The following is a 17,659-nucleotide window of genomic DNA, read 5'->3' as shown; positions in this document are numbered from 1 at the left end:
ATGGTAGTTGGTTAGGCTGGTATGAAAAATACAAAAACGTCATTCCTCGGCTCCGCTCGGAATGACGTTCTTCTACGCACTCGGCGGAATACTTCGACTTTTTGTTACAGCACCGACTTCGGCCGGTCGGTGGGAGCCACGCCCCAGGTGGGGCTGGGGTGTGGTCCCATTTCGAAAACCAGCGTACCGCCCTGCACTAAGTCCTGGTGGGTGATGTAGGATTTGGCGTAGGGCCGGCCGTTGCGGGTTACGCGCTGGATGTATTTGTTGGCCGCGCTGTTGTTTTTGGCCTCAATAGTGAGCGTTTTGCCGGCGGCCAACTGCAATGTGGCCCGCTCCACGGCCGGGCTGCCGAACACGTACGCCCCGTTGGCCGGGTTCAGCGGGTAGAAGCCCAGCGTGGACAATACGTGCCAGGCCGACATCTGCCCCACGTCCTCATTGCCGATGATGCCGTCGGGCCGGACCGTGTAGAAGTTATCGGTGATGAAGCGCACCTTCTCGGCCGTTTTCCAGGGCTGGCCCACGTAGCTGTAGAGGTAGGTGATGTGGTGGCCCGGCTCGTTGCCGTGGGCGTACATCCCAATCAGCCCCGAGATATCCGGGGAGGCCTCCTTGCCCATGCTGCCCTGCACCAGAAACAGCGAGTCCAGCTTCTGGCTGAACCGCTGCTCCCCACCCAGCAGCGTAATCAGGCCCTCCACGTCCTGGGGCACCAGCCAGGTGTATTGCCAGGCGTTGCCCTCGGTAAAGTCGCTTTTCATGTGCACCGATTTGAACGGGTCGAAGGGCGTGCGCCATTCCGTTTGCGAAACCCGGCCGCGCATGAAACCGGCTTTCTTGTCGAAGTAGTTCTGATAGTTCCGGGCGCGCTGGCTGAAGTAGGCGTAATCGGCCTGTTTGCCCAGTTGTAGGGCCATCTGGGCAATACACCAATCCGCCAAAGCATACTCCAAGCCTTTTGACACGCTTTCCACCTCGGCGTTGGCCGGAATGAAGCCCTGGGCCTTCACCGCTTTAAGCCCGAACTCGTCGCGCATGGCGGTGGCCTTTACGGCTTCGTAGGCCAGCTTTTCATCGAACCCCTTGAAACCTTTCAGGTAAGCATCCACCACCACAGGCACGGCGCTGTAGCCCACCATGCAGTTGGTTTCGTTGCTCATCAGGTGCCACACGGGCAACTTGCCCTGCTGCCGGTAAATGGCCAGCATAGAGTTCACCATGTCATTGACCCGTTCGGGCTGCAAAATGGTGAACAGAGGATGCGCGGCCCGGTAGGTGTCCCAGAGCGAAAACGTGGTGAGGTTGGTAAAGCCGGGGTTGCGATGCACCTGCTTGTCGGTGCCGCGGTAGTCGCCGTTGTGGTCGTTAAACACGGAGGGCGCAATCATGGTGTGGTAGAGGGCCGTGTAGAAGGTTTTGCGGCGGTTCTCGTCGGCCTGAATCTGCACCTTCTGCAGCTCCCGGTTCCAGGCGGCATCGGCCTGCGTTACCACTTTTGCGAAGTTCCAGTGCGGAATTTCGGCCCGAATGTTTGCCAAAGCCCCATCCGCGCTGACGGGCGAAATGCCTACTTTCAGCTTCACCCGCTCCCCAGCCTGAGTGGCGAAGGTAAGCACTCCCTTGAGGCGGTTGCCGGTGGCGGCGGGCTTGGTGTTGCCCAGCGTATCGAGTACCTGCACGCTGTTAAAGCTGCGGATAGTCTTGGAAACAATGGCCGCGAAGTACAGCCGCTGGTCTTCGGCCCAGCCTTTGGAGTTGCGGTAGCCGATGAGGGTGCTGTCGTTGAGCTGCTCGATGTGGGTGTCAGTGGCCAAATCCCAGCCGACGCCCTGCTGCAAATCAAACACCAAATGCGAGGCCTCGGACTTGGGGAAGGTGTACTGGTGGAAGCCCACCCGCTCGGTGGCCGTCAGTTCGGCCCGGATGTCGTAGCGCTTCAGGCGCACGGCGTAGTAGCCGGGCCGGGCCTCTTCTTCCTGGTGCGAGAAAAACGACAGCAGGCCCCGCTCCGGGTTTTTCGGCCGGCCTTCCGTCACGCGTACCGGCCCCGTAGTCGGCATTACCGTCACGTCGCCCAGGTCGCCGATGCCGGTGCCGCTCAGGTGAGTGTGCGCGAAGCCCACGATGGTAGAATCGGAATAATGGTACCCCGAGCACCAGTCCCAGCCCTCCGTTACGTTGACGGGCCCCAGCTGCACCGCCCCAAACGGCACATTGGCCCCCAGGAATACGTGCCCATGCCCGCCCGTGCCAATATAGGGGTCCACGTAGCGCGTGAGGCTGGATTCCGGGGCCTTGGTTGTTACCGCCGACGTACTGGCTGGCTGGGTGCGGGTGCAGGCTACCGTGGCGGCAACGCAGGCGAGAACCGCAGTTGAAAGAGGGAAACGCTGCATGGGTGGGCTTTTTGGAGTAGGCTAAAAATACTTACTGGTTAACTTCTTGAGTGTCATTCCGAGCGGAGCCGAGAAATCTCGCGTGCTGACGTTGAGATACTAACTCCTGCATCAGCACGCGAGATTCCTCGGCTCCGCTCGGAATGACGTTCTTTTTTCCTCTTACAGCCAGTTACTTGACGGCCACAGGCACCAGCTGCTTCACCACATTCCAGCCTTCCACGGCCACCACCGGCGCGGGCACGTCGGCAGTGGGCGTGTAGTCCAGCAACACGGTTTTCCGCTCCCCCGGCAGCACCGACACGTAATTATCAGAATAGAACACGGGCAGGATGCGCTTCTGAGTGGCGGGATTCACGAGGGCCAGGCGGTTGAAAAAGGCCACGGGGGCTCCGGCCGGGTTGGTCAGCACCACTTCCACCTTGCCTGTACCTACTGACTTCGCAACCACTTGCGGGGTTGCTTTGGGCATGATTTTCAGGCCGGAATATTCGCCCTTGCTATCGGGCAGCCAATAGAGGTTCTGACTGACGGGCTGCTTGCTGAGGTTCAGGAGCTGCAACGACAGGAACAGGCCTTTCTCCCGGGCCAGCTGCCGTACCACGCTGTTGATGGGCAGGTATTTTTTCGACATCGAGGGGTTGATTTCCACGACGACCTGGGTGATGCCCGTCTTTTTGCCCGCCATATCGTAGGCATCCACCACCAGCATTAGGTCGCGCTGCACCTCGAAGCCGTTGTTGGTCAGCATCACCACGCTATCCACGGGGTTGTACTGCACGTGCACGGGCTCACTGCCGGTGCGCAGGCCGTAGAGGCAGGCATTGGGGTCGAGGTAGTAGTCATACATCTGCCCGCGCAGGGCCGTCCAGGGGTTCTGGGTTTTCCAGATGATGCTGCCCGTGTACCAGTCCCACATATGGGCGCTGAAGCCTTCCATTAGGGCCCGATACTGCTCGTAATTCACCAGCTGGGCTTTGCGGCCGAAGTCGCGGGCATCGGTGGGCGCGCCGTAGGGCAGCAGGTAGTTTTCGTAGCCGATGTACTTGTGGTAGTCCCACACCGAATCAACCTTCTCAGCGGGCCTGGCCGGGGTGCCCACAAACTGCGGTGGCACCAGGTTGGCGGCCGGCAGAAACCGCTCCAACGACTCCACGTCGCCCACGCCCACGGAGCCCACTTCCGAGTTGAACGGGTACGTACGCTGGCTCCAGAATCGGCCGATGGGCTGAATAGTGTAGGGTCCGTCGCCGCCCCCGCCCAGCGTGTTCATCGACATGCTGTCGGCATTGGAGTAGGGCACAAACCAGCGCGTGCCATCCAGTTGGGGCAGAATGGAATCTTGCAGGGCGGCGAGGATGTCGCGGGGTGGGGTAATTTCGTTGCCCCCGCACCAGATGGCCAGGGAGGCGTGGTTGCGTACCAGCTTCACTTGGTCGGCGGCGGAGCGCAGGAACAGGCGGTGGTCCTGGGGGTACTGGCGGCGGGCATACTGGTCGTCCAGCTTCAAGGGGTCCACCCAGCGGCCATTGGCGTCGCCCGTCATCCAGAAGTCCTGCATCACCAGCAGCCCGTATTGGTCGCAGGCCTGGAAGAACTCCGGGCGTTCCAGCAGCGCCCCGCCCCACACCCGAATCAGGTTCAGATTCATGTCGCGGTGGAAGCGAATTTCGGCATCGTAGCGGGCCTCCGAGAAGCGCAGCATAGCATCGGAGATAATCCAGTTGCCTCCCTTAATGAAGATGCGCTGCCCGTTCACCAGCACCTGCATACTCTGGGTGCGGGCGTTCCACTCGGGCCGGATTTCGCGCACCCCCACCGTCACCTCCTCTGCATCCGACACGGTCCTACCCACCAGAAACTGCAGCTGCGAGGAATACAGCGGCTGCGCACCGTAGCCGTTCGGCCACCACAGTTTGGGGTTGGGAAGCGTAAGCGTAGGCAGGCGCACCAGTTGGGTGGAGCGGGCCGGTAGGGTTACTTTTTGCGCCACTGTCTGCCCGTCAATGGTGTACTGGAGCGTACCCGTCACCTTTTTACCTGTCGGGTTTTCCAATTCGGCCGTCACGTCGAGCAAGGCAGGCTGCTGGGGGGCGGTGGGTTTGCGCAAGCCGGGCACGTGGGTGATAATGTGCGGGTTTTTCAGGTTGATCTGGCCGGTTTTTTCGATGGTGACCTTGTCCCAGATGCCCGTATTCCGGTCCCGGATGGGCTGAATCCAGTCCCAGCCGGCCACGTACTGGTGGGTCACGCTGCGGGCAATGGTGCCGTCGCCGGCTTGGCCGCCGTTGGGGTTGCCCATGGGGTCAGGCGGGTATACCAGCACGGCCAGGCGGTTGCGGCCATCCGGGGCCAAGCGGGGCGTGATGTTGTAGCTCTGGCGCAGGAACATGCCGCGGTGGGTTTGTTGGTTGAGCTTCTGCCCGTTCAGAAATACCTCACAGCTGTAGTTCACGCCCCGCAGGTGCAGCCACACCTGGCCAGTGCCGACGGCCGGCGCTTCCTGAAAATCCTTGACAAACCAGTAGGTATAATAGCCCGGCCCGGTACGGTAGATGTCGGGAATGCGCTGGTTATTCATCCCGAAAAACGGGTCGGGCACCTGCTTGTTGGCTAATTGAGTAGTCAGCACCGTACCCGGCACCACGGCCGGCAGCCAGCCCGCCAGCGGGTAACCAGGCTGGGAAAGCTGCGGCCCTTCCGCCTGCACTTTGGCAATGGGTTGGGCCAGCCAGCCCGAATTCAGCTCGTAGTGCTGTTGCGCGGCCAGGGGCCAGACAACCAACGTCAGTAGCAGCGCAAGTAGATGTTTCTTCATCCGACGGAGTTCAGCAAAACCAGACACCACGCTACTGCACCGCAATTTCATCCACGAACAGCCAGGTATCGGGCTTGGTGGTGCCGGGGGCCTGGGCATTTTTGGCGGTGACGCGAACAAACCGGGCCTTGGTCTTTTTCACGTCGGCCTGCACTTCGCTGATGCCGGGCTTTGTCCGCGTGTCTGAAGTGGCGACGGCGGCGTACACCGTCCGGTACGTCTGTCCGTCCGTCGACACGGCCACTTCCATGCTGATGGGCAGCCGGATGCCGGAACCCACGGCCTGCAGGAAGGTGGCCTTCACGGTGCTGATGTCGGTAGCTTGCTGCAAGTCGAGAGTAGCTATCAGGTCAGTGCCATAGAAGCCCAGCCACTGGCCATCAGTATGGTTGGTGGTGCCTTTTTGGCCGTCAACCAACGTGAAGGGGCCGGTGCCGCGGTAGCTTTTGTTAGGTTCGCTGGTCAGCGCTACGGGCTTGGCGAAGGCCTGGTGTACGAGCAGCTCCCGCGTCGTAACCTTACCCGTCATCTTGCCATCTTCAAAGGAAGCGGCTTTGATAACGGCCGAATTGGCTACCGGGAAGGGCTGGGTGTAGGCCGTTGACGAAGCCGTGGGCGCGGAGCCATCCAGGGTGTACCGGATTTGCGGGCCGGCGGCGTCCATCTGCAGGGTCACGGTGGTGGTACGTTGGGCGGGATTGAGGGTGAGCTGCTGGCGCACGTTGAACGCGCTACGGGCGTAGTTGGCGCCCCAGGCCTCGTAGCGACGGTACTGCTGGCGCATGCGCTGCTGAAAATCGGACCAGTTGCGCAGCCGCGCCGGCGACCAGAGCGCCTCGGCCAGCGCCGACATGCGCGGAAATGCCATGTACTCCACCTGCTGCTCCGAGGGAATGTATTCGGTCCAGATGTTGGCCTGCCCGCCCAGAATGTACTGCTGCTCGGCGGCCGTCAGCTCCTTGGGCGTGGGCTCAAAGGTGTATACTTTCGACAGCGGCAAGTAACCGCCGAAGGCCAAGGGCTCCAGCTCGGGCAGGCCCTGGTAGTGGTCGAAGTAGGAATGCGAGCCGGGCGTCATCACCACGTTGTGCTGCTGCCGGGCCGCGGTGGTGCCGCCCTCCTGCCCGCGCCACGACATCACCGCCGCATTCGGCGCCAAGCCGCCTTCCAGGATTTCATCCCAGCCGATGATACTTTTGCCTTTGGAGTTGACGAATTTCTCCATGCGCTGCACAAAGTAGCTTTGCAGTTCGTGCTCGTCTTTCAGCCCTTCGGCCTTCATGCGGGCCTGGCATTTGGGGCAGCTGTGCCAGCGGGTTTTAGGCGCTTCGTCGCCGCCGATGTGCACGACTTTGCCCGGAAACAGGGGCATTACTTCCGTCAGCACGTCTTGCAGAAAGGTGAACGTCTGCTCGTTGCCGGCGCAGAAAATATCGTCGAACACGCCCCACAGCCGCTCTACCTTAAACGGCCCGCCGGTGCACGACAGCTCCGGGTACGCCGCCAGCGCCGCCACCGCGTGGCCGGGCATCTCAATTTCCGGCACCACGGTGATGTAGCGTTCTTGGGCGTAGCGTACTACTTCCTTTATCTGCTCCTGGGTGTAGAAGCCGCCGTAGCGCTGGTTGTCGAACTGGTGGGGCTGGTCGGTGTAGTGACCGATGAGCGTGCCGTCGCGCCAGCCACCCACCGAAGTCAGCTTGGGGTATTTCTTGATTTCGATGCGCCAGCCCTGGTCGTCGGTAAGATGCCAGTGGAAGGTGTTCAGCTTGTGCAGGGCCAGGTAGTCGATGTACTTCTTCACAAACTCCACCCCGAAGAAGTGGCGGCTCACATCGAGGTGCATACCGCGCCACTGGTAGCGGGGCTTGTCCGTCACCTCTACCGCCGGCAGGTTTAGGACTGTGATGCGCTCAGTGGGAAGCAATTGCCGGATAGTTTGCAAGCCCCGGAATATGCCTTGGGCGCTGCCGGCAGTCAGCATCACTTGGGTGGGCTGCACACTGAGCATGTAGCCCTCCGCACCCAGACTATCCAGGGCCGGCCGCAGACTTAGCCGGATGCCACCGGCGCTGGCTTTTCCCGGCGTGGCCGCTACTACCTGAGGCTGCACGCCCGAAGCTCGTTTGATATCCTGGCTCAGCGTTTCGCCAATGCGACGCAACTCCTCATTTTTGGGGTCGACGTAAATTCTGGTGGCCGACGTAACGGCAAAGCTCCCGGTGCCAGCCGTAAGGCGCACTGGCTGCGGAATAATGGAAACTGCTGAATTCGGGGCAGGTTGCTGAGCGTATGCGGCGGCTCCAGACAGCCCTAGTAGTGCGGCCAGTGGCAGCCAGATTTTCTTTCTCACAGGGAAGGCGCAGTAGAATAATGGGAAGGTAACTCCTGCTTGAGGTGGCACAAGGCCGCGGCACCCAGGACGGCCGCATTATTGAGGGTGGAAGGCGCAACCACCAACTGCTCCACCACCTTCGAAAAAGGAAATTCGCGCAGTGTCTCCTGCAAGCCGCCCCAGAAATACTCAAAGCATTTGCTGACAGAGCCACCCAAGAAAACGGCCTGCGGAGCCACCGTACACAGTATACTCTTGATGAGGTGGCCCAGGTGTCGGCCGTACTCCGTGAGCACCGCCAACGCCTCCGCGTCGCCCTGCTGGGCCAAGGCGTGCCACTCGGCCCCCGAGCGGCCGGTTTGCTGGGTGAAGAACTTGCCGCTGCAGTATTCCTCAAAGGTTTTATCCCGGTAGGGCAGGCAGCCAAACTCCCCGGCGCTGGACAGCACCCCGGCGTGAACATCGTGGTTGAGGATGAGGCCCGCCCCTACGCCGGTACCCAGCACCAGCCCAACCAGGTGGGCAAACGGCCGGCCCTGTCCGTACATCTTCTCGCCCACCGCAAAGGCGTTGGCATCGTTGGTGATGTATACGGGCTTGCCGAAGCGGCCCGCGAGGAACTGCTTGAGCGGTACCTGCTGCCAGGACGGGATATTCTGCACGTTGTAAATGATGCCGTTGGCCTCATCTACTAGTCCCGGCGTGCCAATGCCAATGCCGGCCACCTCTGCGTCTATTACCTCTTTGAGGTGGCTTGCTAGCTCGGCCAGAATGTATTCTTGCGGGGCGGTAGCAGCCGTTTCAAACCGCTTTTCCTGCATCACAACGCCGTTCTGCACTACCCCAATATGGATTTTGGTGCCGCCGATGTCGATGCCGATGTACTTGGGGTGATGCATGCAGGTTAGCGCCTGAGTAGGCTTCGGGTTTCAAATTACTGATAAGGCCGGGCGCTCCGGTAAAATAGTTACAAAAGGACGGTAAGCAGGCCAAAATATGATGCCGCTGGCATTAACCGGCAACTCCTGTTTTGCCCGTGCCTCATGTTCCGGCAGCGTACGGCATGGCGTCTTAGCGTTTATGGACATAGTCGCCACCATGCTTATTTCTGCTGTGTAGTAGTCGCCACGGTAATGGCCTGGGTCACGCTGAATTGCCCCTGCAGCCGTATATCATCCGAAGCGGTACCTACCATTACTGTAAAAGCGCCGGGTTCCACGGCCCACTCCAGGCGCTGGTTCAGCAGCATCAGGTCTTCGGCTGTTAGCTCGAACGTTACCTCGCGCTGCTCGCCGGCTTGCAGGTGGAAGCGCTGGAACTTACGCAGCTGCCGGTCGGGCGTCACTACGGAGCTTACCTCGTCGCGCAGGTAGAGCTGGGCCACCTCGTCGCCGGCGCGGGCGCTGGTGTTTTTCACCTGAAAGCTCACCGCCACCTTCACCGCGCCGCTGGTTTCAGTGGGCGTCAGGCGCAGGTCGGAGTAGGCGAATTGGGAGTAGCTCAGGCCGTAGCCGAAGCTGTAGAGCGGTTTGGCATCCATCTCCACGTAGTTCTGGCGGGCGGGGCGCGGGGCGTTATAATACACCGGCAGCTGGCCCACGTGCCGGGGCACCGAAATGGGCAGGCGACCAGCCGGGTTGTAGTCGCCGAATAGCACATCGGCCACGGCGTTACCGCCTTCCTGACCGGGGTACCAGGCGTCGAGCACGGCGGGCACGTGGGCAGCCATCCAGTCCAGGTTCAGTGGCCGGCCCTTGATGAGCACCACCACCACCGGCGTGCCCGTCTTCACCACGGCTTCGAGCAATTCCTGCTGCAGGCCCAGCAGGTCCAGGGTGGCCCGGTCGTAGCCTTCCCCGCTTTCCATGTCACTGAGGGCTTGGTGGCCGCTGGCTACGGTGGCGGCGCCGGTGCTCTGATATTCGGTTTTGAAGTCGCGGGCACTGGAACCGCCCACCACCACCACGGCAACCTGGGCCTGGCGGGCGGCGGCCACGGCGGCGGCAATGTCGGCCCCGGCAGTATCCCGAATGGCGCAACCCTTCACGTAGGTCACCTTCGCCTCAGCGGGCATCTTCGCCCGGATGCCTTCCAGCACCGTCGTCACGTTGCTCTCGGGCTGGGGGGCGGTGTAGTCGCCGAGCTGATTGTAGACATTATCAGCGTTGGGGCCGATGACAGCAATGCGCTGCAGCGACCTAGACAGCGGCAGCACGTTTCGTTCGTTTTTGAGCAGCACCATCGACTCCCGTGCCACCTGCCGGGCCAGTTGCACGTGGGCCGGGCTGTTCACCTGCCGGGCCGCTTTCCGGGCATCCACGTAGGGATTCTCAAACAGGCCCATCTCAAACTTCAGCCGCAGCACCCGCCCCACGGCTCGGTCCAGGGTTTCTGTGGAAACGAGCTTCTGGTTGATGGCCTCCAGTAAAGCCTTGTCGTAACCGTAGCCGCTCAGGTCGTCGTCGAGGCCAGCGTTGATGGCCAGGGCTGCCGCTTCGGCCGGGGTAGCCGCCACGTGGTGGCTGGTCCGGAGGCCGCTGATGCTGCCCAGGTCCGACAAGGTAAAGCCCTGGAAATCCCACTGCCGGCGCAGCACATCCGTCAGCAGAAACGCATTGGCTGAGCATGGCACCCCATCAATGGAGTTGTAGGAAGTCATGATGGACTGTACCCCGGCTTTCACAGCGGCGTGCACCGGCGGTAGAAAACTCTGGTACAGTTCCCGGTAGCCCGTGCTGATGCTGCCGCCGTTGTGCCCACCTTCCGGCACCCCGTAGGCGGCAAAGTGCTTGAGCGTAGAAATGACGTTGTAGCCGCTTTGCAGGCTGCTACCCTGCATGCCCTGCACCACAGCCACGCCCAACTGGCTGATGAGCACCGGGTCCTCGCCGTAGGTTTCCTCCACCCTCGACCAACGCGGCTCCCGGGCCAGGTCCAGCACCGGGCCGTAGCCGATATGGCCACCCTGCACCCGCACCTCGGTGGCAATGGCCGCCGCCATCTGCCGCAGCAGGGCGGGGTTCCAGGTGCTGCCCTGCCCAATGGCCGTCGGGAATACGGTGGTACCGATGGCCATGTGGCCGTGCGGGCACTCCTCGGCCAGAAACAGCGGAATGCCCAGCCGGGTGTGTTCCACGGCGTACTTCTGCAGGGCATTGGTGGCCTCGGCGGCCTGAGTAGGGTTCAGGCCGGTGGTCAGGGTTTTGCGGGTCCAGGGGTCGGCGCGCAGCGTGGCCCATAGGCCTCCGATATGACGTTCATCTACCGCCCTACGGTAGGCCACGCTGGTACTTACTTGTTTACCGGTTTTCTCATACATTTCCCAGCCCAGCACCGTGGAAAGCTGGCCCACCTTCTCCTCCACCGTCATACGCCCGAGCAAATCCCGCACCCGGGCTTCAGTCGGCACTTTGCTGTCCTTATACAGCGGTCGGGCCTGTTGGGCGTGGGCCGCCGTGCTGAGGAAGTATAGCCCGAGGAGTAAAAGTTTACGCATTCGTGAATACAGTGTAAGACTTGCCCAAAAACCGTCATGTAGAGCGCAGCATCTCGCGTGCTGATGTTGCAGTAGTAATTCTGATGTCAGCACGCGAGATGCTTCGCTGCGCTCTGCATGACGTGCTCATCAACAGACAGCACCGGCTACTGCTCAGGGATAAAAGCAAACGCTAGGGCCGGATACGCCCCGGCTTGTTTTGCCAGCGCCGCGGGTAGAGTTACCTGCACCTGGTTGCCTTGTCGGGTCCAGGTTATGGGTTTGCCGGTTTGCAGCAGGGTCATCCGGCTGCCTTTTTTGGGCACGTTTCCGGTCCATTCAATACGGGTAGGCGCGGGCTTATCTTCTGGTAAACAGGCAATGGCGTAGCGCGTACCCTTCTTGCTTTGCGTAAAGTAGGTGCGGCCATCCTGGTACTGCTCGGTAGTACGGGTATTGTAAATGGCGGCCCCGTTCACCTGCAACCACTTCCCTATTTCCTGGAGCCGCGTCACGGCTTCGTCGGCCAGGGTGCCGTCGGGTTTGGGGCCCACGCCCAGCAGCAGGCTGCCACCTTTAGCCACCACTTCTACCAGGGAGTGAATGATGCGGGTGGGCGACTTATACTGGTCGTTAGGTACGTAACCCCAGTTGTTGGCCAGCGTCAGGCAGCTTTCCCAGGGGTTATCCAGTTTGTGGTCGGGTACACGCTGCTCGGGGGTTTGGTAGTTTTCGTAGGGACCGTGCACGGTGCGGTCCACCAGCAGGATGCCGGGCTGGGCCTCGCGGGCCATGGCGGCAATACGGGGCATGTTTACGTCCTGGCTGAACTCCGGAATGGGCGCACCCCAGGCACGGACTTCGGCATTCACGGTTTCGCGGGGCCGCACCCAGCCCCCATCCAGCCACAGAATGTCCAGGGAGCCATAGTCGTGCACCAGCTCGCTGATCTGGTTGTAGGTGAACTGCTGGTACTGCTGCCAGCGCCAGGGATACTTCCGAATGTCGTAATTCACGTTGCGGTCGGGCGTAGCGTACTTGGGCCACCAGAAGTTCTGGGAGTGCCAGTCGGGCTTGGAGAAGTAGGCCCCCAGCATAAAACCTTCTTTGCGGAACGCCTCAAACACGTACTTGGCTACGTTGGCCCGCGGGTTATTGCGAAACGGGCCGTGGGTGATGCTAAAATCCGACTGCCTGGTGTCGAACATGCTGAAACCGTCGTGGTGCTTGGTGGTAAACACCAAGTAGCGCATGCCCGCCTGCTTGGCCACGCGGGCCCACTGCTCGGGGTTAAAGTTCACAGGGTTGAACTGCTGACTCAGGCCCCAGTACCACTTCTTGTAGTCCTCGTAGGCCACGGTGCTGTCCCGCTCAATCCAGCTTTCCGAGCACAACTCCCACGACTCGATAATGCCCGGCACGGCGTACAGGCCCCAGTGCAGAATCAGCCCAAATTTCTGGTCCTGCCACTTCTCCAGCTTCTGCCGCACCAGCGGGTCGGTAGGCGCTTCGTACTGAGTAGACTGCTGGTGCACGCCTTGCTCCTGGGCCCGCAGCGGCAGCACCGTGGGCGCGGTGCACAAGGCCAGCGCAAGGGTAGCTTTCCTGAAATTCATACGCCGTTAAGTGTAATAGGAGGAATTTGTAAGCTAATGCTGGTTGGATATACCCTAGGATGCACAATTCAACTCTCAAACAGTAGCTGCCTCACCAGCTCCCATACAACGGCAGCATCAGTTTCCCAGCGCGGTGCGTCAAATTCTGTGGCTTTGGCTGCGGGAGGAGCGGCAAGCAGCTTTTTTGCGCTGGCGTGGAACTCCTCAGCGCCCGTACTGCGCGCAACCTCCCGGATGGTAGCTGGCGTAATGCCCGAACCCGGCATAATGCTGATGCGCCCGGCTGCCTGCCGCACTAGGGCGGCCAGTTGAGCCTGCCCTTCCGGGGCGGTAGCCTTCCCCCCGGAGGTCAGGATCCGCTGGCAGCCCAGACCGATGACGTCTTCCAGCGCCTGGGCCTGGTCGGGACAGGCATCAAAAGCGCGGTGAAACGTAACGGGCAACGGTCCGGCAGCTTCCATCAGCCGCTGGCAGGCCTCTACGGCCACGCGCCCGGTTTCATCCAGCACGCCTAATACCACGCCCGCGCAGCCCAGCGCCCGGCACTGCCGGATATCAGCTTCCATAATAGCTAGCTCCTGCGTATCGTACACGAAGTTGCCCGGCCGCGGCCGAATCAGCACGAATACAGGAATGGTGAGTTGAGCCAACGCGCGCTGGATAGTGCCGTACGACGGCGTAATGCCCCCCTGCTCCAGGCTTTGGCAGAGCTCAATTCGATGGGCGCCCCCAGCTTGCGCCGCCACGGCCGACTGCACCGAGCCCGCACAGATTTCCAGCACGGGCATCCTCATGTCAGCAAGTAGCCCGCCTGGATGAGCTGCTGCTGGTTTTGGGCGTCGCACACGGCGTAGCTGAACCCCTTTTGCAGGGCAAATGCCCCATGCTGCCCCTGCGCGTTAATGGCAATGAAGCACACCTGGATTTCCTTGGCCTTGTCGCCTTTGATGCGAGCCACCCGCTCCACAGCTGCTTTGCAGGCTGCCGTGGGGCTCATGCCCTGGCGCATAAATTCTACCACCGTGTGCGAGCCCGCAATGCGGATAATGTCTTCGCCCTGGCCGGTGGCGGCGGCGGCACCCACGGCATTGTCCACAAACAGGCCCGAGCCAATCAGGGGTGAGTCGCCGAGGCGGCCGCGCATTTTGAAGCCCATGCCGCTGGTGGTGCAGCTGCCGCTCAGGCGCCCCTGGGCATCCTGAGCCAGCATGGCAATGGTGTCGTGGTTGTTGGGGCCGCCGCCTACCGGACCGTTTTTGCGGTTACCCGAGTTTTCAATGTTGATAACGGGCTTATACTGGCTGGTTTTCAGCCACTCTTTGTAAGCCTTCTCCGCATCGGGGCTGAGCTTCTGAGGCTCCAGAGGGAAGCCCTGCGCCACGGCAAACTGCTGGGCGCCTTCGCCCACCAGCATCACATGCGGGGTGCGCTCCATTACGCGCCGGGCCACGCTAATGGGGTGCTTGATGCGCTCCAAAGCCGCCACGCTGCCGCAGTTGAACTGGTCGTCCATGATGCAGGCGTCGAGCGTCACGATGCCCTCCCGGTCGGGGTTGCCGCCCAGGCCCACGCAGCAGTTTTGTGAGTCTTCTGTCACCATCACGCCGGCTTCCACGGCATCAAGGGCCCGGCCGTTTTTACTCAGCACTTGCCAGGCACCCAGGTTGGCTGCTAAGCCGGTGTCCCAGGTCGAAATCACTAATGGCTTTCCTTTGGCAGGCAACGGAGGCAGGCTGAACGCTTCTACGGATGGACTGGCGGCCAGCGCGGCCACGCTGGCTGCAGAAGAGACCAGAAATTTACGGCGAGTAGGCATACGGGAGAAAGTCGAAATGGGCGTCCTCAAAGAAACTGATTTTCGGGTGATGTTTCACCCCGGTTGAGCACCTCGGAAAGTCTAGTTTTTCAGTTGGCTCACCAGTGTAGTCACCGATTGGGGTGCTACGTGCAGCAGTTCGCCGCCTTTCAGGTCCTGGCCTGGAGCGAGGTCCGTAGTGGCGGAGGTAACGTAAGATTGACCTTTGTCTGAGGGCTTACCGGCCACCTCCAGGCGCAGGTCGGCGGCGGTAGCGGCGGGGTTTACCACCACCGTAATAAGCTGTCGGCCGTTGGGACTACGGTAGGCCGATACCAGAGGAGCATTAGCCGGTGCGCCTTCGAGCGTGGCGGTGAGGCGTACGGCCCCGGGGCGCACAAAGCGGCTATAGTTGCCCAGTACCCACAGCATTTTGCTGGAGTAGTAGTTGCCGTCGGTCTTGTTCTTGTCCACGTACACCAGCCCATCTTTGTAATCGTAGGGAGACACGGCCAGCCACCACTGCCACGCCGTGGCGTTGGCCACCGTGAGGTCGGTGTGAATTACCCGGGCAAGGTAGAGCGCCGCCGTCATGCCCAAATCACGCGGGCCGCCGTTGATTTCGCCCGCGTTATCACCCAAAATACAGTACTCCGACTGCCAGAACGCCAGCCCCTGCACAGCGGCCACCTGGGCGGCCAGCTGCTCACGAGTAGCCACGGCCACCGTTTGGGGCGAGGTGGTGAAGTAGCTATGCCCGGCTATGATGCGCGCCACCCGGGGCGTATTCCCTAAGTAGGTTGAAGCCGCGGTATTCCCGAAAAAAGCGGCTATCTGGCTGCCCTGCTCGGGTTTATCGGCCGGGCCGGTGAGGTAGTCGAGCTTGCCTGCTTCGGTGATGAGTATTTGGGTGGGCAGCTTACTGGCTTGCAGCTTCGGGCCCAGTGCCCGGGCAATGCCGCTGATGTCGTCGTTGCGGAAGGGCGTGCCTTCCTGGCCTCCGTCGCTCCAGTCCCACTGGGGCTCGTTTACGGGGCTGAGGTACTGGAAGGTGATGCCCGTTTTCTGGCGCAGGCCTTCCAGCACCCGCACGCAGTAGTCGGCTAGGGCAGCCTGGCGCTCGGGGGCCAGGTTGGGTTGCTTGGCGGTGGCGTAAGCTTTGCCATTGCGGGTGAGGCTCACGGGTGGGCTGTTCAGGAAACCCAGGAACTGCTCTACGCCCCGCTTACGGGCGGCTTCCAGAAACCAGCGCTGCCCGGCCAGCCGGTTCCAGTCGTAGGTGCCGGCCGGGGTCAGGAACGACTCAGCGCGCCGCCATTCATCCTTGATACCGCTTTGCTCGCCCTGCTCGGCACTACCCGCCCCAATATTGAAGCGCCACATCGAGAGGCCAATGCCCCGGGGCTGTCCGCCGGGTCCGGTGGCGGTGCTGAACAGCAGGTCGGCAATGGCTTCTTTTTTGGCCGCGGGCCAGTTGCCCACAAACTGGCAGGCCCAGGCATCGGAAGCGGCGAAGTTGGCAATGGTTTGCCGGGGCTGGCCGGGCTCGATGCGGACGGTGTAGGTGGGCACCGACTGACTGTAGGCCGGCTGCGCCAGCAGCCACAAGCTGCCGATTACGCCCGCCGCCAGCCCACGAACCTGTTGCATGGAAAAGATTGACATAGAACGGAAAGCGGCGGCCACTACTAACTCGGTAGCAGCCGCCGATAAGGTGGAAAGGGAAAGCACAAAGAAAAGTGGTTACTGCTGCCACACCAGCCACTGCTGGCCGGCGCTGTTGGTGCCGGCCGCCTGCATCACCCCCGCCGCCGTGGTGGTAGAGGCCCCGCTTCCATCCAGCACCTGGCTGGTGCTGCGGTTTTTGAGGGTGTAGTAGCCAACCTCGTTAGCCGTAAGCTGCCACTGCTGGGTTGGGGCGCTGTTGTCGGGGTTTTGCACTACCATGGTGGTAGCCACATCGAGCAGCTGGCCGCTGTTGCGGTTTTTGAGCGTGTAGTAGCTGCCGGCCGAGGTGAGCTGCCACTGCTGGTTGACGGCCCCGTTGGAGTACCACTGCACCACGGGGGCCATGGGCTGCTTGCTGGCCCCGTTCACATCGGCTACCTGCCCGCTGCTGCGGTTGATGAGGCGGTAGTAGGCGTTGGGAAACAGCTGATTGGTGCCGCCCAGCCCCTCGCCCCAGGCAAACTGCACCCGGCCCAGGCCCGAGCCGTTAGTCACGGTGGTGTTGGTGCCATCAAACTGCAGCAGGCTGTACTGGTCGCCGCTGCGTAGGCCGGGCCAGTACACGCTGGCAATGTTGTGCTGGCGGCAATAGTTGCTCACGCCCAACACGTAGGCCTTCTTTACGTCGTTATCAATGGCCGAATAGTAGTTCACGCCGGTGGTCATGAACGCGCCCCATTCGGTAAAAACCGTGCGGCTGGCGTTGTTGCCCAGCTTGCTGGCAAACACGGCTTCCCAGCCCGCCGCCGTGGTGGCGGGGCTGCCGTAGAAGAAGTCGTAGAGGTGCAGGGAAAGCAGGCAGTTGCTGAAGCGAGAATCGGTGCCCAGCCTGGTCAGGTCCTCGGAGTAGCCCGTGCCGCCCAGCAGCACCCGGTTCTGAGGCACTGCCGGAAAACGGCTCAGCCAATCGGCGTACAGGGTGCCCAGCTCGGCGAGGGAGTAGCCGTAGGGCTCGTTGAACACCTCGAAGTACACCTTGGGGTTGGTGCCGTACTTACCCACCACCGTTTGCCACATGCTGATGAACTGCGCCGGGTCGTCCACGCGGCCGTCGCGGCGGGAGCTGCTTTCCCAACAGGCCAGAATCACCTTCATGTTTTTGGCCAGGGCCTGGTCGATGGCGCCGGTGTAGGCTTCCCAGGTAGCGCCGGTAGCCGTGGCCGGGTTGATAGGCAGGCGCACGGTGTTGGCCCCGGTGCTGCCCTGCAGGCCGCCGATGATTTTGGCCGATTTGGTTTGCACGGTGGCGTAAGTGTCGCCGGCCTGCAGGCCCGAGAGCACTAGGGCATCGTCCACAAAGTTGTCGCGGGGGTCGGCCCAGTTCAGGCCGGCAATGTTGCCCGCGCCCAGCCCGGCGGCCAGCACGGGCTCCGCGGTAACGGGCGGGGTTGGCGCGGGGTCCGGGGAATTAGAGCCACAGCCCGCCAGCGCCAGCAGGAGGGCTGTGGCCGATAAGCGGGACAGAATAACTGAACGTATCATGGGAATAAACT

10 protein-coding genes are annotated in these 17,659 nt (G+C 61.7%); all 10 read right to left on the bottom strand.

The features are described from left to right. Positions 1 to 104: 104 nt before the first annotated feature. Positions 105 to 2,399 (bottom strand): GH92 family glycosyl hydrolase, encoded by a 2,295-nt coding sequence (locus LF252_RS02985; RefSeq protein WP_226267296.1) that lies wholly within the window; start codon positions 2,397 to 2,399, stop codon positions 105 to 107. Between the two features lie 172 nt (positions 2,400 to 2,571). After that, positions 2,572 to 5,217 (bottom strand): glycoside hydrolase family 2 protein, encoded by a 2,646-nt coding sequence (locus tag LF252_RS02980; RefSeq protein WP_226267293.1) that lies wholly within the window; start codon positions 5,215 to 5,217, stop codon positions 2,572 to 2,574. A 31-nt stretch (positions 5,218 to 5,248) separates the two neighbouring features. Beyond that, positions 5,249 to 7,570, bottom strand: coding sequence for a glycoside hydrolase family 20 protein (locus LF252_RS02975; RefSeq protein ID WP_226267291.1), 2,322 nt, complete (start codon positions 7,568 to 7,570; stop codon positions 5,249 to 5,251). Next, entirely contained in the window at positions 7,567 to 8,451 is an 885-nt protein-coding gene (locus LF252_RS02970; RefSeq protein WP_226267289.1) for an ROK family protein, read from the bottom strand. The genes LF252_RS02975 and LF252_RS02970 overlap by 4 nt, the downstream gene beginning before the upstream one ends. 203 nt (positions 8,452 to 8,654) lie before the next feature. Further along, positions 8,655 to 11,048, bottom strand: coding sequence for a glycoside hydrolase family 3 N-terminal domain-containing protein (locus tag LF252_RS02965; RefSeq protein WP_226267287.1), 2,394 nt, complete (start codon positions 11,046 to 11,048; stop codon positions 8,655 to 8,657). A gap of 146 nt (positions 11,049 to 11,194) precedes the next feature. Then, positions 11,195 to 12,643 (bottom strand): alpha-L-fucosidase, encoded by a 1,449-nt coding sequence (locus LF252_RS02960; protein WP_226267286.1) that lies wholly within the window; start codon positions 12,641 to 12,643, stop codon positions 11,195 to 11,197. A 68-nt stretch (positions 12,644 to 12,711) separates the two neighbouring features. Then, entirely contained in the window at positions 12,712 to 13,431 is a 720-nt protein-coding gene (locus LF252_RS02955) for a copper homeostasis protein CutC (protein WP_226267283.1), read from the bottom strand. Between the two features lie 2 nt (positions 13,432 to 13,433). Then, complete coding sequence (locus LF252_RS02950) at positions 13,434 to 14,459, bottom strand: N(4)-(beta-N-acetylglucosaminyl)-L-asparaginase (protein WP_226267281.1); 1,026 nt, start codon at positions 14,457 to 14,459, stop codon at positions 13,434 to 13,436. Positions 14,460 to 14,540: 81 nt separating this feature from the next. Further along, the gene (locus LF252_RS02945) at positions 14,541 to 16,088 is read right to left on the bottom strand and encodes a glycoside hydrolase (protein WP_226267279.1); all 1,548 of its coding nucleotides are present in this window, start codon (positions 16,086 to 16,088) and stop codon (positions 14,541 to 14,543) included. Positions 16,089 to 16,181: 93 nt separating this feature from the next. Further along, positions 16,182 to 17,648 (bottom strand): RICIN domain-containing protein, encoded by a 1,467-nt coding sequence (locus LF252_RS02940; protein WP_226267265.1) that lies wholly within the window; start codon positions 17,646 to 17,648, stop codon positions 16,182 to 16,184. Positions 17,649 to 17,659 lie beyond the last annotated feature (11 nt).

Origin of the sequence: Hymenobacter pini (genome assembly GCF_020421205.1) — a bacterium.
In the GTDB taxonomy this organism is placed as follows: Bacteria; Bacteroidota; Bacteroidia; order Cytophagales; family Hymenobacteraceae; genus Hymenobacter; species Hymenobacter pini.
This window is presented reverse-complemented; position numbering and strand designations above follow the sequence as displayed.